The following is a 21,881-nucleotide window of genomic DNA, read 5'->3' as shown; positions in this document are numbered from 1 at the left end:
CAGACACATCCAAATTCGGCCCATCGGAACGCTTTGCGTCCAAATTGCCTGAAACGCAAGGTTAATTCTGCGTCTGGCCTGGTTGGGCGCTGCCCTCTTTCTGAATTTCCTGCAGCGTATCCTGACCGTGTTCGGCGGCAAGCTTGCGCATCTCGGCAACGCGCTTCTGGTACTCGGCCTCCGATATGGTGCCGGCCTTGCGCTGGGCGCCGAGCGCCGTCAGCTGCTTGACCATGTCGCCCGCCTGCTGATCGTTGATCTGCACGTTTGCGGCCGTCGGCGGTGCGTTGAAGGAAGGATAGCCGTCCTTGTAAAATTGCTGCGTGCTGGTTTCCACGACCGGCGTGCCCTTGGCGGGTTTTACGATCACGGCTTCCGGCGGCTGCTTGCGCTTGGCATAGGCCGCCTTTTCTTCGGGTGTCGAGCAGCCCGCCAGCGTCAATGCGAGAATCCCGCACATTGCACCGCAGAGTACGGAATACCGGTTCAGTCTTGCCACCATGCCGCCGCCCATAATTGTCTTCCTGCGCTATTCCTTGCTGTGGGTTGCGACTGTTAAATTTGTCGCAGCTGCAAAGCAAGAGCAGGGTTGCGTTTCATTCGACTTGTATTCCTTTTCCCGCAAGATGTACAAATGGAAAACAAGACACGAGCTGCCGCCGGGAGGATGATGCGTGACCGACAGCAAGCGGGATAAGAATGAAGGTAATGGCGGCTTTCCCGGCTTTGATCCAAAGTCAGTCGAGCCTTACATCGTCAGGGATCCTGAAGCGATGGCCGTCAACTTTGCCCGTGCGCTGGAAAATCTCGGCAAGGCAGCCTCGGCCTGGCTTGCACCGCGCGAACGCGGTGAAAAGGTCGATACGGTTGCCGATCCTTTCACCGACATGGTCAAGACGCTGTCCAAGGTCGGCGAATACTGGCTTTCCGATCCCCGCAGGACGCTGGAGGCGCAGACGCATCTCCTGTCTGGCTATTTCGGCCTGTGGACAAAAACCATGCAGCGTCTCAGCGGCGATTCGTCCGCCGAGGCCGAAGCCGAACCGGTCAGGGACAAGCGTTTCGCCGATGAAGACTGGCAGAAGAACCCCTTCTTCGATTTCCTGAAGCAGACCTATCTTCTGACGTCGAATTGGGCGGAGAAGCTGGTTGGCGAAGCAGAAGGGCTGGACGAGCATACGCGTCACAAAGCTGCGTTCTACACGAAACAGATCACCGCCGCCTTTTCGCCCACCAATTTCATCGCGACCAATCCGCAGGTCTACCGCGAAACCATCGCCTCCAACGCCGAGAACCTGGTGCGCGGCATGAAGATGCTGGCGGAGGATATCAACCTCGGCCACGGCGAGCTGCGGCTGCGGCAGACCGACATGACGAAATTCGCCGTAGGCCGCGACATGGCGCTGACCCCCGGCAAGGTCATCGCACAAAGCGATGTCTGCCAGGTCATCCAATACGCGCCGGCGACGGAGAAGGTGCTGAAGCGGCCTTTGCTGATCTGCCCGCCCTGGATCAACAAATTCTACATTCTCGACCTCAACCCACAGAAATCCTTCATAAAATGGTGCGTGGAGCAGGGTCACACCGTCTTCGTCATTTCCTGGGTAAACCCCGATCAGCGCCATGCGGCGAAGGACTGGACGTCCTATGCCCGTGAAGGCATCGATTTCGCTTTGGAGACGATCGAAAAGGCAACCGGCGAGCAGGAGGTCAATGCCGTGGGCTATTGCGTCGGCGGCACGCTGCTGGCGGCCACGCTCGCGCTCCATGCCAAGGAAAAGAACAAGCGCATCCGCACGGTGACCTTCCTGACGACGCAGGTCGATTTCACCTTCGCGGGCGACCTGAAGGTTTTCGTCGACGAAGAGCAGATTGCGGCACTCGAAGAGCAGATGAATGTGCTCGGCTATCTCGAAGGCTCGAAGATGGCAACAGCCTTCAATATGCTGCGCGCCTCCGAACTGATCTGGCCCTATTTCGTCAACAGCTATCTGAAGGGGCAGGAGCCCCTGCCCTTCGATCTCCTGTTCTGGAACGCCGATTCCACGCGCATGGCGGCCGCCAACCATTCCTTCTACCTGCGCAACTGCTATCTCAACAATGCATTGAGCCAGGGCAGGATGGTGCTCGACGGCAAGGCGCTGTCACTGAAGGATGTGCGTATCCCGGTCTACAACCTGGCAACGCGCGAGGATCATATCGCGCCGGCCAAGTCCGTCTTCATCGGCAACCAGTATTTCGGCGGCCCGGTGGAGTTCGTCGTAACGGGCTCCGGCCACATCGCCGGCGTCGTCAACCCGCCCGACAAGCATAAATACCAATTCTGGACGGGCGGCCCGACCGGTGGCGACTACGAAAATTGGCTGGCCGAAGCGAAGGAGACGCCTGGCTCCTGGTGGCCGCATTGGCACGCCTGGATACTCGCGAAGGACCATCGCATGACGGCAGCCCGTCCACCCGGTGGCAAGGCGCTCAACGCGCTGGAAGAGGCACCCGGCAGCTTCGTCATGGAACGGGCGTAGACGATCGCCAGACCATGCTCTTCCATTCGCCCCTCGTCCCTGCCCGCCTGATGGCGCGCTACAAGCGCTTCCTCTTCGATGCGGAGCTGGAGGACGGAACCTTCATCACCGGTTCCTGCCCGAATACTGGCTCGATGCTTGGGCTGACGGCGCCGGGCTCGCGCATCTGGCTTTCCGAGCATGAGGGCGCGAAGCGAAAATACCGCCATGTCTTCGAACTGATCGAGGCGGACGGCACGACCGTCGGCGTCAATACAGCCATGCCGAACCGGATCGCGGCAGAAGCGATTGCGCTTGGTCAGGTTTCCGATCTCGGAGACTATACGACGGTCAAGCGCGAACAGAATTACGGCCGCAATTCCCGCATCGACCTGCTCTTGACCGACCCTTTGCGGACAACCACCTATGTCGAGGTGAAGAATGTCCATTTCATGCGAAGGCCGGGCCTTGCGGAATTTCCCGATACGGCGACGGCCCGCGGCGCCAAGCATCTCGAAGAACTCGGCGACATGGCAGAGGCCGGTTACCGCGCCGTCATGCTGTTCGTGATCCAGCGGCATGATTGCGATCGCTTCCGGATTTGCGGTGATCTCGATGCGGTCTATGCCAGGGCTTATGAGCGGGCTTTGGCGCGCGGCGTCGAAGTCTATGCGCTGAAATGCAGGGTCTCGCCGACGGAAATCGCGCCTGCCGGGTTGATCCCGATAGACGAACCCGGCATAGCTGCATTAGATACCAGTATAAAGATTTCTGCTGAAGGCTAGTCATGGTGAATTACATCGAAGCGGCAACGGCGCCGGCAAAGAATACGGGCGCTATCCGCATTTACGGGCAGGATGCCTTTGCTGGAATGCGCAAGGCATGCCAGCTGACCGCCCGCTGCCTCGATGAACTGGCCGCGATCGTCAAACCCGGCGTGGCGACCGACGTCATCGACCGCTTCGTTTTCGAATTCGGCATGGATCACGGCGCCTATCCGGCGACGCTGAACTATCGCGGCTACATGAAATCCTCCTGCACGTCGATCAACCACGTCGTCTGCCACGGCATTCCCAACGACAAGCCGCTGCGCGAAGGCGATATCGTCAATATCGACGTGACTTATGTGCTGGATGGCTGGCATGGCGATTCCAGCCGCATGTATCCGGTCGGCGAAATCAAGCGGTCGGCCGAGCGGCTGCTCGAAGTCACCTACGAATCCCTGATGCGCGGTATCGCCGCCGTGCGCCCCGGTGCCCGAACCGGCGCCATCGGCGAAGCGATCCAGACCTATGCCGAGGGTGAGCGCTGCTCGGTCGTGCGTGACTTCTGCGGCCACGGCGTCGGCAGCCTTTTCCATGACTCGCCGAATATCCTGCATTACGGCCGGGTCAATGACGGCCCGGAGCTGCGCGAGGGCATGATCTTCACCATCGAGCCGATGATCAATCTCGGCAAGCCGCATGTGAAGGTGCTCGGCGATGGCTGGACGGCCGTCACCCGCGACCGTTCGCTTTCGGCACAGTATGAGCACACAGTCGGTGTCACCGCGACGGGCTGCGAAATCTTCACCCTGTCGCCCGGCGGCCTCGACCGCCCCGGCCTGCCGCCGCTGCAGGGATAGTTCATGGCAAAACGTCCCGCTTCTTCCAACGGACATGGCGACATGCCCCTCGACAGAAGCGGGGAGACGGAGGCTTTGGAAGAGGCCCCGTTTCTGGACGAGCGACTATTCTTCGCACCCCAAGCCGCCAAGCCCGCCCCGATGGCCAAACCTACCCAGGCGAAGGTTGAAGCCGATTACCACGGCCATCGCGAGCGGTTGCGCAATCGCTATCGCGACGGCGGCGACACGGCGCTGGCCGATTATGAAATTCTCGAGCTGCTGCTTTTCCGCCTGATCCCGCGCCGCGATACCAAACCGATCGCCAAGGCTCTGCTAGCCCGCTTCGGCTCGCTCGGCGGCGTGTTCGGTGCGCCGGTCAGCCTGTTGACCGAGGTCAGCGGTGTCGGCGATGCGGTCGCACTCGACCTGAAGCTGGTGGCGAGCGTCTCGCAGCGCATGCTGAAGGGCGAGTTAGCAGGCAAGCCCGTGCTCTCTTCATGGAAAGCGCTCATCGACTATTGTCACGCCGCCATGGCACATGAGGCGCGCGAGCAATTTCGTCTGCTGTTTCTCGACAAGCGCAATGCCTTGATTGCGGATGAAGTCCAAGGTTTCGGCACGGTCGATCATACGCCCGTCTATCCCCGTGAAGTCGTCAAACGCGCGCTGGAGCTCTCCGCTTCGGCGGTAATACTCGTCCACAACCATCCCTCCGGTGACCCGACACCGTCGCGCGCCGATATCGATATGACGAAGACGATCATCGATACCGCCGCCCCTTTGGGCATCGCCATTCACGATCATATTATCATCGGCAAGAACGGTCATGTCAGCTTCAGGGCACTGCGGCTGCTCTCGTAAGTGACATTGCCGGGATCGCGGATCTCGGGGCCACGTCGTTCGAGGGACGATATTTGGACCAAACGTCAATGCGCCGACATCGGTGGGCTGAACTCAAGCCACCACCGCCAAGCCCGGCGAAGCACGCAAGCGGGCTATGTCGCGCGCCGGCGGCTCTCCAAAATGGCGGCGATATTCGCGACTGAACTGCGTCGGGCTTTCGTAACCCACGCGGAAGGCGGCGGTCCTGACGTCGATGTCCTGGACCAGCATCAGGCTGCGCGCGTCCTGGAGCCTGAGCTGCTTCTGGAATTGCAGCGGCGTCAGCGCCGTCACGGCGCGAAAATGCTCGTGCAGGCTCGACGGACTCATGCCAACTTCCGCGGCAAGCCGCTCGATGCTGAACCGTTCCCGAAAGTTCTGCCCTATCCAGGCGATAGCGCGGCCGACCTGGGCCACCCGACCCTGGCTGGAGGTGATGTGGCGCATCCTGGCGCCGTCCGGGCCGGCGAGCAGGTGATAGAGAATTTCCTGCTCGATAAGCGGTCCGAGTACTGGCAGCGCTGCCGGATCGTCGAGGAGGCGCAGCAGGCGTAGGACCGCGTCGAGCAGACGAGTGCCAGCATCGGACACCGTCTTGCCTATGGGCGAGGATGGCGCTCCCGCTGGCGGCGGTACACGCGACGCCAACTCTCCCAGCATGACCGGATCGAAATCGAGGTACAGGCAGAGATAGGGTTTGTCAGGCGTCGCCTCGACCACATGGCCTATAACCGGCAGATCGTAGGTCACGACCCCATAGCGCCCCGGTGCATATTGGAACACGCGGTCGCCCAGCATAACCTCCTTGTGGCCCTGCGCGACGAGGCACAGTTGCGGCCGGTAAACATTCGGCATCGGCATCGTCACCGTAGAGGATCGAGCAAGCGTCATCCGTTCGATGGGGGTGGCGTGGAAGCCATCCCTCGAGACGTGTCGGGCAATTACGGCCGCGATTTCGGTCAGTGTTTCCATGAATCGGACCATCGCACGTGCGCGGAAGGGCGGCAATGCGAACCGCGGCTTCTCGAGGATTGGGCAGTAATCCCGGCGCATCAGGCTAACGGTTCGGCTTCGCCGCGCATCATGATGTCAGTATCGCCTGGGTCACGGCAAACCTGGCGGCAGAACAACTAAGGAGCGAACATGACAATCGATAATCTGAAGATCCCCGCCGTCGCACTGGGAACCTGGGCTTGGGGCGATAGCGGCGAGACTGGCGACGGCTACTTCGGCAGCCTCTTGACTCGAGGTGGCCTGGAAGAACTTGCCGACAAAGCACATGCGGCCGGCTTCACCCTATGGGACACCGCCATGGTATACGGCATGGGCCGTTCAGAAACCGTACTTGGGGAGGTCCTGAAGCGCTACGCCCGCAGCGGCTACCAACTCTCGACCAAGTTCACCCCGCAGGCTGCGGGGACCAGCGATGATCCGGTGGCGGACATGCTGGAGCAGAGCCTGGCCCGCCTCGGTACCGACTACATCGACCTCTACTGGATTCACAATCCAGCCGATGTAGCGCGGTGGACGCCTCACCTGATTCCGTTGCTAAAGAACGGAAAGGTCAAACATGTCGGCGTCTCGAATCATAACCTGAGCGAAATCGAGCTCGCCAACCGGATCCTCAGAGAAGCCGGGTTCCGGGTCGAAGCCATCCAGAACCACTACAGCCTCCTTTACCGCAGCTCTGAGCAAGCCGGCATCCTGGATTACTGCCGCAACCAGGGCATCCCGTTCTTCGCCTATATGGTGCTCGAACAGGGCGTCCTGAGCGGCAAATACAGTCCAGAGAATTCGCTGCCGGAAGGCAGCAACCGGGCGAAGACTTACAATGGCATGCTGCCTCGGCTGAAGGCCTTGACGGACATGCTCACATCGATCGGCCGGAAGCAGGGTGCGGCGGCTCCCGATGTCGCGATAGCTTGGGCCATCGCCAAGGGCACAACGCCGATCGTCGGCATCACCAAATCCGATCACGTCGATGGCCTGGTCCGAGCCACCAGCATCAGCCTCACCGGCAATGAAATCGCAGAGCTGGAAGCTCTCGCTGACGCCGCTAATGTGAACACCCGCGGCTGGTGGGAACAAGAGATGTAAGTCCCTCGGGCCGCTGCTCCCAGCGTGTTGCGGGGGCAGCGTGTATTCGGCCTGGCCGCTTCCTGGGTCGCGGGGAGCGGCTAGCTCTTGATAGTGACGCATCATTTCTTCGGCGGTATTGATCCCCGATCTTCCATCGGGAGATCCCACACCGTCTCGCGCCGATATCGACACCGCCAAGCTACTGGACATCACCGTTCACGACCATGTTATCATCGGCAAGAGCGGTCATGTCAGCTTCCGCGCGTTGCGACTGATCTGAAATTACCGCGCGCAACTTAACTTATACATTCAAAAAGCAATTATATCATTTTGATAATATACATATTTCTTAATTCTGCTTTCGGTTCCGGATTCTCGAGCCTCCAAAACCGCCAATCGCGGTCCCCATTTTGGGTTTTCAGTTCAGCGTCAGGATGATCTGGCAGAAGGATCGCCGCATTCCAGTCGGCGAATCCGCTGGCGGAAGTCGTTGTTTTGATTTGGCCAATCCGCTTGCGCGGTTGGCCCGCCCCGGAGATCGCATGCCGAAGACATCGCCAACGCTTTCCCATCGCCTCCTTCGTGTTGGCCGCGGCGCGCTTGTCGCCTTGGGAGCCTTCGCAGCGGTGGCCGTCGGCTTCTACGCGCATATGCTCTGGACGACGAACTTCCACCCGGTTATCGCCGGCGAGCTCTATCGTTCCTCTCAGCCATCGGCCGCCACGATTGCGGAGCTTCAAAAGCAATATGGCATCAAGACCATTATCAACCTGCGCGGCGAAAACAGCGGTCATCGCTGGTATGACAAGGAAGTCGCCGAGGCCAAACAGCTCAACATCAACCACATCGATTTCCATATGTCTTCCGCTCGCGAGCTGACGCAGCAGCAAGCCGCACAGCTTATCGAAATTATGCGCGATGCGCCCAAACCGCTTCTCATTCATTGCCAGGCGGGAGCGGACCGCACAGGGCTTGCTTCAGCGCTCTATCTCGCTGCCATAGCCAAGACGAACGAGTCAACGGCAGAAAACCAGATGTCGATCTTCTACGGCCATCTTTCATTTTCCTTTACTCGCGCCTACGCCATGGATCGGACATTCGAGAAGCTGGAACCCTGGCTCGGCTTTTCCGCATCCTGACTGCCGGCCCTTCCTGTTAGATAATCTGTAACATTGAGCAGCTACCGGTTGACGGAGTGCATGTTGCGTTGCGACATTGATTCCCTATCCAGTCATCCGAGGCTTCCCGATGGACCAATTCGATCTCCTAGTCGTGGGTAGCGGCCCTGCAGGCCGCAGAGGCGCTATTCAAGCCGCCAAACTCGGTAAGAGGGTGCTCGTCATCGAGCAAGGCAAACGCGTCGGCGGTGTCTCGGTCCACACCGGCACCATTCCCTCTAAGACGCTGCGCGAAACCGCGCTGAACCTCTCCGGCTGGCGCGAGCGCGGCTTCTATGGCCGTGCCTATCGCGTCAAACAGGAAATCAGCGCAGAGGATCTGCGCCGCCGCCTGCTGATCACCCTCGATCACGAAGTCGAGGTGCTCGAGCATCAGTTTGCCCGCAATCGCGTTCAGCACATGCGGGGCAAGGCGAGTTTCGTCGATCCGCAGACCATGCAGGTCGTCAAGGACGACGGTGAAGTCATCAATGTCACAGCGACGAGCATCCTGCTCGCTGTCGGCACCAAGCCGTTCCGGCCGGATTACATCCCCTTCGATAGTAAGACCGTGCTCGACAGCGACGAGCTGCTCGATATCGAGGAACTGCCGCGATCAATGGTCGTCATCGGCGCCGGCGTCATCGGCATCGAATATGCGACGATCTTCAGCGCGCTCGACACGCAGGTGACGCTGATCGATCCGAAATCGACCATGCTCGATTTCATCGACAAGGAAATCGTCGAGGATTTCACCTACCAGCTGCGCGATCGCAACATGAAACTGCTGCTCGGCCAGAAGGCCGAGAAAGTCGAGCGCCTGCCAAGCGGCAAAGTGGAGCTGACGCTCGACAACGGCCGCCGCATCGCCACCGACATGGTGCTGTTTGCCGCCGGCCGCATGGGCGCGACGGATACGCTCAATCTGCCCGCTGCCGGCCTCGAAGCCGACGCGCGCGGCCGCCTGAGCGTCAATCCGGAAACCTTTGCCACCAAGGTCCCGCATATCTTTGCCGCGGGGGACGTCGTCGGCTTTCCGAGCCTTGCCTCCACCTCGATGGAACAGGGCCGCATCGCCGCGCGCGTCGCCGTCGGCGCCATCGCCAAGGAACCGCCGAAATACTTCCCTTACGGCATCTATGCCGTACCGGAGATTTCCACCTGCGGCCTCTCGGAGGAAGAGGTCAAGGACCGGCATATCCCCTACGAATGCGGCATCGCGCGCTTCCGCGAGACCTCGCGCGGCCACATCATGGGCCTCGACACCGGCCTCCTGAAGATGATCTTCTCGCTGAAGACGCGCCGCCTCCTCGGCGTGCACATCGTCGGCGAAGGCGCGACCGAGCTCGTGCATATCGGCCAGGCCGTGCTGAACCTCAAGGGCACCGTCGAATATTTCGTCGAGAACACCTTCAACTATCCGACGCTCGCCGAAGCCTACAAGATCGCCGGCCTCGACGCCTGGAATCGCATGGGCGACATCAAGTCGGAGCTTTGAGGGGATTATGATTTGAAGAGTTTATGGGGCCATCCTCGTCCTTCGACGCTCCAGCCATTTGCTTCCGCTCCTCAGGATGAGGATGGAACAAGGGTCATGCGCAAAAGATGAGCCCTCACGGTGGGGAGGCCCGAAGGGTCGTCTCGAACCACGAGCACGGATGATAACTCACTCCTGCCCTCCACCAGATCTCGGAGGTCTACTCACGATACAAAAAAGCCCTGCCGCGAACGGCAGGGCTTAATTTTAGTCCGGTAGAAAACCGATTACTCGGCGCTGTCTTCAGCAGCCTTCTTCTTCGGAGCAGCCTTCTTCTTCGGAGCCGCGGCTTCTTCGCCTTCGGCGGCAGCGTCCGTAGCTTCGGCCTTGGCGGCAGCCTTCTTCTTCGGAGCGGCCTTCTTGGCAGCCGGCTTGTCTTCAGCTTCGTCGTCAGCCAGCAGCGCTTCCTTGGAAACGGTCTTGTCCGTGACGTCGACTTCGGTCAGCAGATGGTCGATGACCTTCTCTTCGAAGATCGGCGCGCGCAGGTTGGCGGAGGCGCCGGGCGTGTTGCGGAAGAATTCGAGGATTTCCTTTTCCTGGCCCGGGAACTGCTGGAGCTGTGCGTAAAGCGCGCGCTGCAGTTCGTCTTCGCTGACTTCGACGCCGGCCTTTTCGCCGATTTCGGACAGAACGAGGCCGAGGCGAACGCGACGCTCAGCAAGCTTGCGGTATTCTTCGCGAGCCTTTTCTTCGGTGGTGTCTTCGTCTTCGAAGGTCTTGCCGGATTCGCCGAGATCGGTCTGGATTTGGCGCCAAATGCTGGCGAATTCAGCTTCGACGAGCTTCTGCGGGGTGTCGAACTGGTACATTTCGTCCAGCTGGTCGAGGATCTGGCGCTTGACCTTCTGGCGGGTCACCGAGCCGTACTGGCTTTCGATCTGGCCGCGAACGATTTCCTTCAGGCGGTCAGCCGATTCGAGGCCAAGCTTGGAGGCGAGTTCGTCGTTGATTTCGACTTCGCCGGGAGCTGCAACTTCCTTGACGTTGATGTCGAAGGTGGCTTCCTTGCCAGCGAGGTTCTTGGCCGGATAGTCGGCCGGGAAGGTTACGGTGATGACCTTCTCATCGCCAGCCTTGACGCCGACGAGCTGTTCTTCGAAGCCCGGGATGAAGCGGTTGGAGCCGAGAACGAGCTGCGAGTCTTCGTCCTTGCCGCCGTCGAAGGCAACGCCGTCGACCTTGCCGAGGTAATCGATGGTGACGCGGTCGCCGTTGGCGGCCTTGCCCTTCTTGGTTTCATAGCTGCGGGCGCTTTCGGCGATCTTGAGGATCTGCTCGGTCACTTCGTCTTCGCTGATTTCAGCGACTTCGCGGGTCACCTTGATGCCGTTGACCGGCTTCAGCTCGATTGCCGGGATGACTTCGTAGGAAAGCGTGAATTCGAAATCGGCCTCGGCGGAGAGGATCTTTTCTGCCTCGTCCTTGTCTTCGGTCATGGCGACTTCCGGCTGGGTTGCCGACTTTTCGCCGCGCTCGGTCAGGATCGCCGGCGGCTGGTCGCGAACGATTTCGTTCACCAGATCGGCCATGATCGACTTGCCATAGACCTTCTTCAAGTGCGAGACCGGAACCTTGCCCGGACGGAAGCCGTTGATGCGGACCTTGTCCTTGACCTCGGCGAGGCGCTCGTTCATGCGCACTTCCATGTCCTTGGCCGGGATGACCACCTTGATTTCGCGCTTCAGCCCTTCAGCGAGCGTTTCGATAACCTGCATTGTCCTACCTTCATTCATGGCGGCCGTGCCCAGACAGCCGTTCGTTTCGATGAGCACGACGCCGGAAAATCCCGAGCGTGGCTTGGATGCAATTCTCTTTCACCTTGCCAGAGCGCCGCGCCTTCGAATGAACGCGCAAAAGGCAGCTCTATCCCGTTACGAGCCAAAACATCCTGTCCCCTTCCTCATCGAAAGCGGGATGCTTTGGGCAAGATGGCGCGTCCTGCGGCATTTCGGAAGACAGACTTCATCAGCCTCCCCCCGTCCACAAGACAGTGTTGGTGCGGGTAGAGAGACTTGAACTCCCACGCCTTGCGGCACCAGAACCTAAATCTGGCGTGTCTACCAATTTCACCATACCCGCGTTCCCAAAACCGCATGGCGAATGCCTGCCCATGGGGCCTTCCGGAGCGCGGCGTCTCTATATCACCCGTTTCAAACCACGCAAAGGAAAAATGACGGTTCCGCGACGACGCTTAAAGCTTATCGGAGCTCTTCGCGCAGATGTCGTCAGTAAAGCGGCTCTTCGTAGACGGATTTGCCATCGAGCAGCAGGCTTCTGATATGGACAACACCATCGGAAGACACGCGAGCCGCGATGGCGACGCGATTATCGTTGCGGGCGCTCTCGAGATCGTGCCCCTGCCCCTCGGGCACGTAATAGCGCTCGATGCCATAGGTCACCCCGATGATCGCCTGCTGGGGATCGGTGGCATCGCCATAGAAAACATAATCGACAGGCAGGCTTTTGAGCACGACCGTGTCGGGTTTCGGACCGAGCGCTCCGAAAGATGATTCGACGATGCCCCAGTAACCGTCATCCTGCTTCTTCAGACGAACGGACAATATCGCGGCGCTTCGGCTCATCTTCGGTGGTCCCTCGACCATCGTCGAGAACGGAACCCGCGAAATGTCGTAGTTCAAGGTCACATAGTCACCGCGCAGAAGATCGCGTGGATCGACCGGCGCCGTCTTCAAGAGAATCTCGACGCCGCTCCGCAGACCCCAGGCCCGCTCGCCGACCATGTAGCCCAGCACGGCGGTCTGCAGAGCCGCAACGACGATGGCGGCAATCCAAAGGCGGCGGGGGCCGATGGTAGGGCTCCTCTCAGCGATATCAGTCATGCCCGCGTCCCCTGCCCGCGATTATCGGAAAAACGCCGTTCCAGCTGGATGACCAGCCAGGCGGCAATGGCCACGAGTATACCAGCCACAAGGAAGAAGCCGGCAGTACCGATGATGGAGCCGATCGTCTCGCTGGCGAGGTAGAGAACCTCGCAGGCAAAGACGAAATAGGCGAGATAGCGCACCGCACCATTGTCACGGCCGGCAAGGGCGATGGCGATCACCGAACTCGCCAGCGTCACCGCCGCAACGATGACGAGCGGCAGCTTGTCTTCCACCCAGACGTTGTTTTCGAAGGATCCATTGCTGATCTCGGCATGGACCAGGAAGAATCCGATCGAGGCGATCAGAAAACTATAGAAGGCCGGGGCCGCTCCAGCCGTCCGCACAAGCGACATCAGCGGCGAAGCGGGAATGCTGACGAGAAGAAAGGCCGCCATTCCGAGCCCGGCGAAGAGGATCGCCGTGTTCAGGCTCTCATGCCGGGCGAAAAGCCAGGTGAACCATCCCACCAGCATGAGGTAGGCGAGATGCCGCGCGCCTGGCGCGTCGACATAGCGAACGAGCGCAATCAGGATGACGGCCATCAGAGGCGGCATCCAAGGCATGACGCCATGCCACTGATCGAAATGGTCCCATAGATAGACGCAGCAGAACGCCCAGGCGAGGAAGCCGGCCAGCACGACCTGCGCGCTTAAGCGAAACAGTGCCGCCACGATGCAGGCCGCCGCAAACCAGACGAGCATCATCGTCAGTTCGTCGCCGGACAGGTTGTACATCTGACCGACAAGCGCCATAGCGCCGCCGAAGCTCAGCGTACCCAGGATCAAAAGTCCGGATGCAACAATCGAACGACCCAGAGTAAGGAGATGCGCCGCGCCGAGATAGAAGGCCCATATCATCGCGACGAGCCCTACGAGGCGCGCAATCCTTGGAATTGCCTCCCAATTGGCGGAAACGAAAAGCAGTATCGCCAGGCCAAGAAGCACGGCGGCTATGATAGCCAGCACTCGCCCCGCACTGAAGCTCGTTCGGCGACCGTCATATTCACGCAGCACCGCTTCTGCAGCACCTGCATCGACAAGACCTTTTTCGACCCAGATTTTCAGATCCCGTTCCAGCCTGCCCCTATACATCCCGGCTCCCTAGCTGCGACTCCCCTTGCATAGGAGAAATACCACAATTCAGCCATCTACGCCGCCGGCGCTTTCCGCACAAATATGTCTCACATTAATACAGAATTAAGTGGCAATCTGGCATCATATGGTCAGGTATCTCGATACCCTCGCAAGGCATGCGCATTCGGCATACCTCCCATGAAATTATTGCGCTGCACAAAATTAAAAAGTCATACTATTAATAGAACAACAAAACACGGCGATGGCGCGCCGGGCCGGCCCAGGTCGGAAAAGCCTGGGGATTTACGTCCCGACACGGAATTCGGAGCCGCACACTCCTCCTCCCAGTGCGCTCCGATAGATTGACGACACTCCTCCTCCCAGTCGTCAATCATCTCAAATGACGCCCACCGCATCCTCCTCCCGCGGTGGGCGTTATTTTTCCACCTAAATCGGTTTCATATGCTTCGAACGCCCCGATGGGCCGGCAAATGCCGGAACCTGACGCGCAAGCAGTCGAGCGAAGATCCGCAGGCGGAAAGCGGCCGACGCAGCCCTCCCCAAACGGCATGGCTGGCCAAAACATGGCCGAATGCCGGCAAAAAACGGAAAGCACCTGCGAAAGCCGGGGATTACCTTGAAGCGAGCCTCTCAGGAAGCTCTTCATTCGGCCGCGATATGCACATAAAGCAGCCATCATCTTAGGCAGATCGCCCCAAGGCTTGCATAACATGCATAGGTGACATGAAGCATTCGCTCTTTTAGTTTTCGCGCCGCAGCATATATTTAAATCCATTAGATCGACGACGGAACCAATCGCGGAACCGCTCGATCCCAGATCCTCGAAAGGGACTTAAAATGAACCTGACCCGCTCTTTCAACAACTGGCGCAAGTATCGTCAGACCGTCAACGAACTCGGCCGCATGAGCTCGCGTGAACTGCACGACCTCGGCATCGACCGCGCCGACATCCATCGCGTTGCCCGCGAAGCCACCGGCCGCTAATCGCCGGATAGGCTTCGCCCAATAGCGAAAGCCTTCTCAACGCCCGTTGCGGACCGCCGCGACGGGCGTTCTTTTTTGCCTGCGACTGAGCAGCTGCAGCATGATTGGGTTAGATCGAGCTATTCGCCATATGCAAAGCAGATAAATTTTAGGCATTGGCGGCTTTTTGGGCGTCATATTGCACAAATGCATAGCAGACGCCTTTTCTTTGCACTGCACAAGAGACCTCCTCGCGCCTATATAGAGTGCAAGCGCTGAGACGGTAATCGTACCGCTCGCAACCAAGATACCGAGGATAAGATCATGAACCCGATTCGCATTGCAAAGAACTGGATCAGCTACCGCCGCACCCTGAACGAACTTGGCAACCTCTCCAGCCAGACCCTTTCGGACATCGGCGTCAGCCGCTACGAGATCCGCAATATCGCTGCCCGTTCCTTCCGTTAATCGTTGGGAAATGCAGACTGCTTCAAGACGGCGCCTTTCGGCGCCGTTTTTGATTCCGGCGATTAGCCCCGTTCGATTTAATCGACCAGCAGAGCTTCCGTTGATCAGCGGCGAGCCGCCCACCCCACTGGCGCCGGATATCAGTGCCGCCAGCCATACAGCGTATGGCAACCATACGCCCCCAACTGGACATAGCCACCGCCGCCATCGCGCGCGATTTGGGAACGGAACCACGCCTTTTCTCATTTACAGATGGAAACCTTTTGGCAGGGAGGCGTGAGAATGCGAATCCAAGGAATTTACGCCGCGCTCGCGACGGCAAGCATGGATAGGGCGCAGGCGTTCTATACCCAACTTTTCGACCGGGGACCCGACGATCGTCCCATGGATGGGTTGATCCAATGGCGCAATGTCGCAGGCGCGAACATTCAAATCTTCCATGACAAGGAGAATGCGGGATTCGGCAGACTAACCATTGTAGTGCCGAAAATGGATGAAGCCCGCAGATCGCTCGAAGACTTTGGCGTGAAGCTCACAGGTGAATCGGAAAGTGACTACGGAAGGATCGCCCACTTCGCGGACCCCGACGGAAATCGCATCACTCTGGCAGAGCCGCCTTCGAGGCCTTTCGGTACATAGCCCTACCAAGCGCGGGACCAGAGATTAAGTTTGCCATAAGACCGCTGCGCAGTTTTGCGCGGCATGCTTTAGCAAAGCGATTGGATCGCCGCTCCGCCCGTGATAATGACGCGCGCATGACACAGACCAACTCCCATTCCCCCATCCACGTCATCGGCGGCGGGCTCGCCGGCTCGGAAGCCGCATGGCAGATCGCCAGCGCCGGCATACCCGTCATCCTGCATGAGATGCGCGGCGTGCGCGGCACGGAAGCGCACAAGACCGACGGACTTGCCGAACTGGTATGCTCCAACTCGTTCCGCTCCGACGACGCGACCAGCAATGCCGTCGGCGTCATCCATGCCGAGATGCGAATGGCGGGCTCCCTCATCATGGCATGCGCGGACAAGCACCAGGTGCCGGCCGGCGGTGCACTCGCTGTCGACCGCGATGGTTTTTCAGCAGCGGTGACGCAGGCGGTGGAGAGCCATCCCTTGATCACCCTCGCCCGCGAGGAAATCCAGGGCCTGCCTCCGAAGGAATGGGACCAGGCGATCATCGCCACAGGCCCGCTGACGGCGCCCGATCTTGCCAGCGCCATTCAGGCCGAAACCGGCGCGGATGCGCTTGCCTTCTTTGATGCCATCGCGCCGATCGTCTATCGCGAGAGCATCAACATGGACATCTGCTGGTATCAGTCGCGCTACGACAAAGTCGGCCCCGGCGGCACCGGCAAGGATTATATCAACTGCCCGATGGACGAAGCCCAGTACAATGCCTTCGTCGATGCCCTGATCGACGGCGATGCCGTCGGCTTCAAGGAATGGGAAGGAACGCCCTATTTTGACGGCTGCCTGCCGATCGAGGTCATGGCGGAGCGCGGGCGCGAAACCCTACGTCATGGGCCGATGAAGCCGATGGGCCTGACCAACGCACACAATCCCACGGTCAAGGCCTATGCCGTGGTACAGCTGCGCCAGGACAATTCGCTCGGCACGCTCTACAACATGGTCGGCTTCCAGACGAAGCTGAAATATGGCGCGCAGGCAGAGATCTTCCGGCTGATCCCCGGCCTTGAGAATGCGGAATTCGCGCGCCTCGGCGGCCTGCATCGCAATACCTACATTAACTCGCCCACGCTGCTCGACCGCTCGCTGGTGCTGAAGTCCCGCCCAGGCTTGCGTTTCGCCGGGCAGATCACCGGCTGCGAGGGTTATGTCGAGAGCGCCAGCATCGGGCTGCTCGCCGGCCGTTTCGCCGCTGCGGAGCGCAAGGGTGAAGCACCGTTGCTGCCGCCGTCCACCACGGCGCTCGGCTCGCTGCTGAACCACATCACCGGCGGCCACATCGTTTCGGACGAGGAGCCGGGCAAGCGCTCCTTCCAGCCGATGAACATCAATTTCGGGCTTTTCCCGGAGCTGGGGCCGGGGTCGATCGTCAAGCCGGAGGGTGTCAAGCGCTTCCGCGGTAAGGACAAGACCATCATGAAGCGCCAGCTTATCGCCAAGCGCGCGCTTGCCGATTGTGCGAAATGGCTGGGCGTGCAGGCGCCGGTTCTCGCAGAGAGTGCCTGACTGTCCCCTAGCTTTCGGGATTTTCAAGCCTTGGCCGGCGACGCCTGCTCCTGCAGCTTGGCGTCGTCACCGGCCACATAATTGCCGAGCAGCCAGAGCGATACTTCCGCGGCTTCGGCTGATGTCTTGAATTCGAACGTGCCGTTATGGTGGGGCGCATCCAGAAAATCGACGGTCAAGCCGCGACCGGTTGCTGAGGTCTTGGCATGCGCCCGGCCCGGCTCGATCAAATGGACGCTGAAGTGATTGCGCACATTGCGCATGAAGCCCGCTTTGTCGTCATGCAGCCGTACGAAGACTGCCTGTCCGTCGGCCGTCGTCTGCAACTGGCGGATCGCTTCGGTTGGAAAGGCGCGGCCGAACTCCAGAATGGCGAGGCCGGTATCGTGCAGGCCGTCTTCCTTGTTCTGCGATGCCATGCGCGTCGCGTAATAGGCAATGAAGATGACGATCGCGAACAATATGCACCAGACGATAATACCCATGGCAACTCCCCCGGAAATGCAAATTCAAGTGCCCGGCCTTCTGCATACAGGCCGAGACTTGCGCGAGCTTGTCGTATTTTAGATTTTCTTTGTAATCGACGCCATCGCCATGCGCGTCTGCTTGCGCCATTGCGGTAATCCCAGGGATCGATCGAAGAGACCGGCGCCGAGCTTCTGGGCCTGCTTCAAGACCGGTTCGGCCAGTATGACGGGAAGAAAGGCCGGGAATATCGCCGGCGATATGGCTCCTGCCGCCCTCGCCTTGGCAAGATGCTCGCGGCCCAGGCCGGCAAATGCTTCGATCGCCGCTGAAATGCGCTGACTATCCTCACCGGCAAGGAAGGAGTCGCGGTCGAGACCCGTTGCCGTTAGAATCTCAAGCGGCAGGTAAAGCTGGCCGCGATGGCGATGGAGCGGCATCAACAGCAGCAGTCCGGCAACCGCCTGTGCGACACCGGCATGGCCTGCGGCATCCGCGGAACGCTTCGCCTCATCCGCCGACAGGACCAGGCTTGCCAGCTGGATCAGGGCCGAAGCCGTCTCGCCGGCGTAGCCTTCGAGGCTGCTGCGGCTCTCCATGGGATCGTCGTAGAGATCGAAGATGCGCGCGTCGATCATGTCGATCAGCGTCTGGCGCGGCAAGCGGTACTCTTCGATCGCGGTCAGAAGCTCGGACGCCAGCGGATTGGCTTCGCTCGAGCCATGAGCCTGCCCTTCAAGAAGATCGCGCCAGTACTGCATGCGCACTTCACCGGGCAGCGGTTCGTGCACGAGATCCCGCACGCGCGCCAGCTCTGCATTGAAGGCATAGAGCGCAGCCAGCGCGGGACGTTTCTCTGCCGGCGCCAGCAGGCAGGCGAGATAGCGATCGCGATCGGTGTCGCGAAGCGTGGCGAGGCAGATGTCCCGATTGCTACGGGGCGCAGCTGTTATCGTCATACGTGGATCCGAAGGTCAAACGGCGATCAGCGCCGCAGCCACGGCACGCGACTCGGACAGCATGATATTGAAGGTGCGCACGGCAGCGCCGGTGCTCATCGGGTCGGACGAAATCTGTTTGGCGCGCAAGGCTGCCTTCAGCTCGGCGGGGAGCGGTCGCAGCTCCGTGCCGGTGCCGACGAGCAGAACTTCGATCTCGGCAGCTTCATCGAGAACCTTCTGGAAGCGATCCGGCGTCAGCGCATCGCCCTGCAGCATGTCCCAGCCATAGATGCCCGAAGGCAGGCAAAGCAGCGAGCCGCGATGCGACATGTCGGCAAAGCGGAAGCCGCCATTGCCGTAAGCGTCGATCGGTGCGCGCCCGGGAAAATGCGCGTTACGGATTTCTATTCCTTTAGCCAATGTATCACACCGCTGGTTTGCCTGACTGGATATCGCCGGCCGCGGGTCCATTGCTTTCGCCGCCGGTCTGGAACTTGTCCGGCCGCAGCTTGAACAGGATCAGCACCGGCGCCGCAATATAAATCGACGAAAAAGTGCCGACCGCGACGCCGAAAAGCAGCACGAAGGTGAAGGCACGGATCACCTCGCCGCCGAAGATGTAGAGAGCGAAGAGCGCCAGAAGCGTCGTCGCAGATGTCAGAATGGTACGAGATAGTGTCTGATTGATGGAGGCGTCGATCAGAATCGGCAGCGGCATCTGGGAATAGCGCTTCAGATTTTCACGCATGCGGTCGTAGACAACGACCGTGTCGTTCAGCGAATAACCGACGATGGTCAGGATCGCGGCAATGCCGGTCATGTTGAATTCCATGCCCGTCAGCACGAAGAGGCCGAGCGTCAGAATGACGTCATGCAGCGTCGCAATGATCGCGCCAACCGCAAATTGCCATTCGAAACGCAGCCATATGTAAACGAGAATCGCAACGAGAGCCGCCAGAACGGCAAGAGAGGCCGTCGTCGTGATTTCACCCGACACGGCGGGACCAACCACCTCTACGCGTGAAAAATTATAGTCCTTGCCCAATTCGTCCCGCACGAGGGATACGGCGGATTGCTCGGCATTTTCACCGCCCTCCTGCGCATGCACGCGAATCACGGCGCCGAGGCGATCGGCAAGCCGCTCGACGCGCACATCGCCCGGAATGACGGCCTCGAGGCGCGATTGGATATCCGCCGCGTCGGCAACACCCTGCTTGGCGCGGACCTCGATAACCGATCCCCCGGCGAAATCGATACCGAGATGCATGCCGACCGTCGCGAAGGTGACAAGCGTGATGACCGACAGAGCCGCCGATACCGTGAAAGTGTAGCGGCGAATGCCCATGAAGCGGATATTGGCGTTGTCGAAAACGCCGCTCCGCACGCCAACCAGCAACGTGCGCGGCTTGCGGCGCGATATCCACATATTCACCAGCGACCGTGTAACGAAGCAGGAGGTGAAAAAGGTGGTGAAGACGCCAACCATGAGAGTGGCGGCAAAGCCGCGAACAGCACCCGTGCTTGCATAGAAGAGAATGGCTGCAACGATGAGCACGGTCAGATTGGCGTCGGCCACGGTCGCGGCTGCCCGGTTGAAACCGTGGCGCAACGCATCGACGAGAAGATGGGTTTTCTTTTCCTCTTCGCGCACTCGCTCATAGATCAGCACCAGCGCATCGAGGCCGATACCGATGATCAGGACGATGGCGGCAACACCCGGCAGCGTCAGCGTGATGCCGAGCACGCCCATGAGCGCTGCCACCATGATCAAGTTGATGACGAGCGAGATGGTCGCGATGATGCCGAGCAGGCGATAGAAACCAACCATCAAGGCGGCAACGAAGACCGCAGCGGCAATGCAGGCAATCAGGCCGTAACGCGCCGTTTCGCCGCCGAGGCCCGGCTGAATAGTCCGCTCCTCGACCGTCGTCAGCATTGCCGGCAGCGGTCCGCTCTTGATCATGACGGTCAGATCCTGCGCACCTTGAACAGTGAAATCTCCCGGAACATCGATCTCGCCGGTGGCGATGACGGTCTTCAGGGAAGCCGCGGAGATGACCTGATCATCGAGAACGACGACGATGATCTTGCCGAGATTGCTTGCGGTCGATTGCGCGAAGCGGTGGGTGGCCTCCGGCGTCAGCTTGACGGAAACCGTCCCCTCGCCGCTCTGATCGTTGGTAACGGAGACCGCGTCGGAAAAATCGACGTTCGAAAGCAGAGGTTGCCTCTGCACGAGATAGCCGACTGGCGGGTCGTCTTCGGAAAACAGCACATCGGATCCGGCGGGCGGGTGATTATCCATCGCATCCTGGACCGTCACCGATGGATCGACGAGACGGAAGCTGAGTTTGGCGGGCTGGCCGAGGAGGTTCTTCAGCCGCTGCGCATCGGCGAGATCGGGCACTTGCACGACGATGCGGTCAGATCCCTGCCGGCGGATCAGCGGTTCCCCGACGCCGAGTTGCGCGATGCGGGCATGGATGACCTTGATCGCGCGTGCGATCGCCGCTGACACATGGCTGTTGATGTCAGCATCGGTGATATCGAGCGTCAGCGCACCGTTGTCTCCCTGGGACAGAACCACGGACGGCTTGTCCGGCCCAGCGGTCAACGGTCGCAACGCCGTCAAAGCAGTCTGAACCTGTGCGGGATCATTGATGCGAAGCTGGATCTTGCGGCCGGTGCCCGTCAGGCCCGAATAAGCGACATTGACGGTGCGCAACCGCGTCGAGATATCGCCGACGATGGTTTCCAGGCGATCCTTTTCGACGTCACCCCGTTCGATCTTCAGCAGCAGATGCGATCCACCGCGCAGATCCAGACCTAGCTCGATCTTTCGATGCGCCCACCATGCCGGGAGGGATGAAAGCGCGCGCTCACCAAATAAATTGGGAGCGGCCAGAAGCACGCTCAAGAGAACGACGAACCAGATCAGGGCGGTCTTCCACCAGGAGACGTGCAGCATCGCTCTCTCGACTTAGGGCTTCCCTACCGCGCCCCGCTTTCAAAAGAAAATGCAACGGGCGCAGTAACATCTTGAAATTGTGCACAATCCCTCAAGAAAGTCGATCCCGATTTTCGAGGATGCGCAAGCGGCGACAGGCG

Annotated in this window: 20 protein-coding genes, 1 tRNA gene and 1 pseudogene; 12 read left to right on the top strand and 10 right to left on the bottom strand. The window is 59.9% G+C overall.

Features of this window, described 5'->3' with window-relative positions:
* Positions 1-61 precede the first annotated feature (61 nt).
* Positions 62-514, bottom strand: coding sequence for a hypothetical protein (locus FP026_RS26535; RefSeq protein WP_149637568.1), 453 nt, complete (start codon positions 512-514; stop codon positions 62-64).
* A 160-nt stretch (positions 515-674) separates the two neighbouring features.
* Between FP026_RS26535 and FP026_RS26530 the strand changes: the two genes are divergently transcribed.
* From FP026_RS26530 to radC, 4 genes are read left to right on the top strand one after another with little or no spacing between them, the layout of a single operon-like run.
* Entirely contained in the window at positions 675-2,522 is a 1,848-nt protein-coding gene (locus FP026_RS26530; protein WP_149637567.1) for a PHA/PHB synthase family protein, read from the top strand.
* Between the two features lie 14 nt (positions 2,523-2,536).
* On the top strand, positions 2,537-3,286 hold the full coding sequence (gene sfsA, locus FP026_RS26525) for a DNA/RNA nuclease SfsA (protein WP_149637566.1): 750 nt from the start codon (positions 2,537-2,539) through the stop codon (positions 3,284-3,286).
* 2 nt (positions 3,287-3,288) lie between these two features.
* A complete protein-coding gene (map, locus tag FP026_RS26520; protein ID WP_112340936.1) occupies positions 3,289-4,125 on the top strand; it encodes a type I methionyl aminopeptidase in 837 nt (278 codons plus the stop codon).
* 3 nt (positions 4,126-4,128) lie between these two features.
* Positions 4,129-4,968 (top strand): RadC family protein, encoded by an 840-nt coding sequence (gene radC, locus FP026_RS26515; RefSeq protein ID WP_149637565.1) that lies wholly within the window; start codon positions 4,129-4,131, stop codon positions 4,966-4,968.
* 93 nt (positions 4,969-5,061) lie between these two features.
* On the opposite strand, the gene FP026_RS26510 is transcribed toward radC, so the two are convergent.
* Complete coding sequence (locus tag FP026_RS26510; protein ID WP_149637564.1) at positions 5,062-5,961, bottom strand: AraC family transcriptional regulator; 900 nt, start codon at positions 5,959-5,961, stop codon at positions 5,062-5,064.
* Positions 5,962-6,132: 171 nt separating this feature from the next.
* Between FP026_RS26510 and FP026_RS26505 the strand changes: the two genes are divergently transcribed.
* From FP026_RS26505 to sthA, 4 genes and pseudogenes are all read left to right on the top strand, one after another.
* Complete coding sequence (locus FP026_RS26505) at positions 6,133-7,086, top strand: aldo/keto reductase (protein WP_149637563.1); 954 nt, start codon at positions 6,133-6,135, stop codon at positions 7,084-7,086.
* 106 nt (positions 7,087-7,192) lie between these two features.
* Positions 7,193-7,348: pseudogene (locus tag FP026_RS26500) on the top strand (JAB domain-containing protein); the annotation flags it as partial.
* 262 nt (positions 7,349-7,610) lie between these two features.
* Entirely contained in the window at positions 7,611-8,207 is a 597-nt protein-coding gene (locus tag FP026_RS26495) for a dual specificity protein phosphatase family protein (protein WP_149637561.1), read from the top strand.
* 109 nt (positions 8,208-8,316) lie between these two features.
* Positions 8,317-9,723, top strand: a complete 1,407-nt coding sequence (sthA, locus tag FP026_RS26490) for a Si-specific NAD(P)(+) transhydrogenase (RefSeq protein WP_149637560.1) — start codon at positions 8,317-8,319, stop codon at positions 9,721-9,723.
* A gap of 266 nt (positions 9,724-9,989) precedes the next feature.
* Here sthA and tig read toward each other — a convergent pair whose 3' ends face one another.
* From tig to FP026_RS26470, 4 genes are all read right to left on the bottom strand, one after another.
* Positions 9,990-11,480 carry a trigger factor gene (gene tig, locus FP026_RS26485; protein ID WP_149637559.1) on the bottom strand — a complete coding sequence of 497 codons (1,491 nt, stop codon included), beginning with the start codon at positions 11,478-11,480 and terminating at the stop codon, positions 9,990-9,992.
* 279 nt (positions 11,481-11,759) lie between these two features.
* Positions 11,760-11,844 (bottom strand) — tRNA-Leu (locus FP026_RS26480).
* Between the two features lie 146 nt (positions 11,845-11,990).
* Positions 11,991-12,605, bottom strand: coding sequence for a GDYXXLXY domain-containing protein (locus FP026_RS26475; RefSeq protein ID WP_149637558.1), 615 nt, complete (start codon positions 12,603-12,605; stop codon positions 11,991-11,993).
* Positions 12,602-13,741, bottom strand: coding sequence for a DUF2157 domain-containing protein (locus FP026_RS26470; protein WP_149637557.1), 1,140 nt, complete (start codon positions 13,739-13,741; stop codon positions 12,602-12,604). Before FP026_RS26470 ends, FP026_RS26475 begins: the two co-directional genes overlap by 4 nt.
* A gap of 840 nt (positions 13,742-14,581) precedes the next feature.
* On the opposite strand from FP026_RS26470, the gene FP026_RS26465 reads away from it, so the two are divergent.
* The 4 genes from FP026_RS26465 (at position 14,582) to trmFO (ending at position 17,367) form a co-directional block, all read left to right on the top strand.
* The gene (locus FP026_RS26465; protein WP_015339702.1) at positions 14,582-14,728 is read left to right on the top strand and encodes a DUF1127 domain-containing protein; all 147 of its coding nucleotides are present in this window, start codon (positions 14,582-14,584) and stop codon (positions 14,726-14,728) included.
* Between the two features lie 303 nt (positions 14,729-15,031).
* A complete protein-coding gene (locus FP026_RS26460) occupies positions 15,032-15,175 on the top strand; it encodes a DUF1127 domain-containing protein (protein ID WP_069611985.1) in 144 nt (47 codons plus the stop codon).
* A gap of 282 nt (positions 15,176-15,457) precedes the next feature.
* A complete protein-coding gene (locus FP026_RS26455) occupies positions 15,458-15,814 on the top strand; it encodes a VOC family protein (protein ID WP_149637556.1) in 357 nt (118 codons plus the stop codon).
* A 116-nt stretch (positions 15,815-15,930) separates the two neighbouring features.
* Entirely contained in the window at positions 15,931-17,367 is a 1,437-nt protein-coding gene (gene trmFO, locus FP026_RS26450) for a methylenetetrahydrofolate--tRNA-(uracil(54)-C(5))-methyltransferase (FADH(2)-oxidizing) TrmFO (RefSeq protein ID WP_149637555.1), read from the top strand.
* Between the two features lie 23 nt (positions 17,368-17,390).
* On the opposite strand, the gene FP026_RS26445 is transcribed toward trmFO, so the two are convergent.
* From FP026_RS26445 to secDF, 4 genes are all read right to left on the bottom strand, one after another.
* Complete coding sequence (locus tag FP026_RS26445) at positions 17,391-17,852, bottom strand: hypothetical protein (RefSeq protein ID WP_149637554.1); 462 nt, start codon at positions 17,850-17,852, stop codon at positions 17,391-17,393.
* A 78-nt stretch (positions 17,853-17,930) separates the two neighbouring features.
* A complete protein-coding gene (locus tag FP026_RS26440; RefSeq protein ID WP_149637553.1) occupies positions 17,931-18,791 on the bottom strand; it encodes a phytoene/squalene synthase family protein in 861 nt (286 codons plus the stop codon).
* Between the two features lie 15 nt (positions 18,792-18,806).
* Entirely contained in the window at positions 18,807-19,193 is a 387-nt protein-coding gene (locus FP026_RS26435) for an Mth938-like domain-containing protein (RefSeq protein WP_075852462.1), read from the bottom strand.
* Positions 19,194-19,197: 4 nt separating this feature from the next.
* On the bottom strand, positions 19,198-21,741 hold the full coding sequence (secDF, locus tag FP026_RS26430; protein ID WP_149637552.1) for a protein translocase subunit SecDF: 2,544 nt from the start codon (positions 21,739-21,741) through the stop codon (positions 19,198-19,200).
* Between the last annotated feature and the right edge of the window lie 140 nt (positions 21,742-21,881).

The organism is Martinezella tropici (genome assembly GCF_008370325.1).
Lineage (GTDB): Bacteria > Pseudomonadota > Alphaproteobacteria > Rhizobiales > Rhizobiaceae > Rhizobium > Rhizobium tropici_B.
Note: the sequence above shows the minus strand (reverse complement) of the source record. Positions and strands in the feature narration are given on the sequence as shown.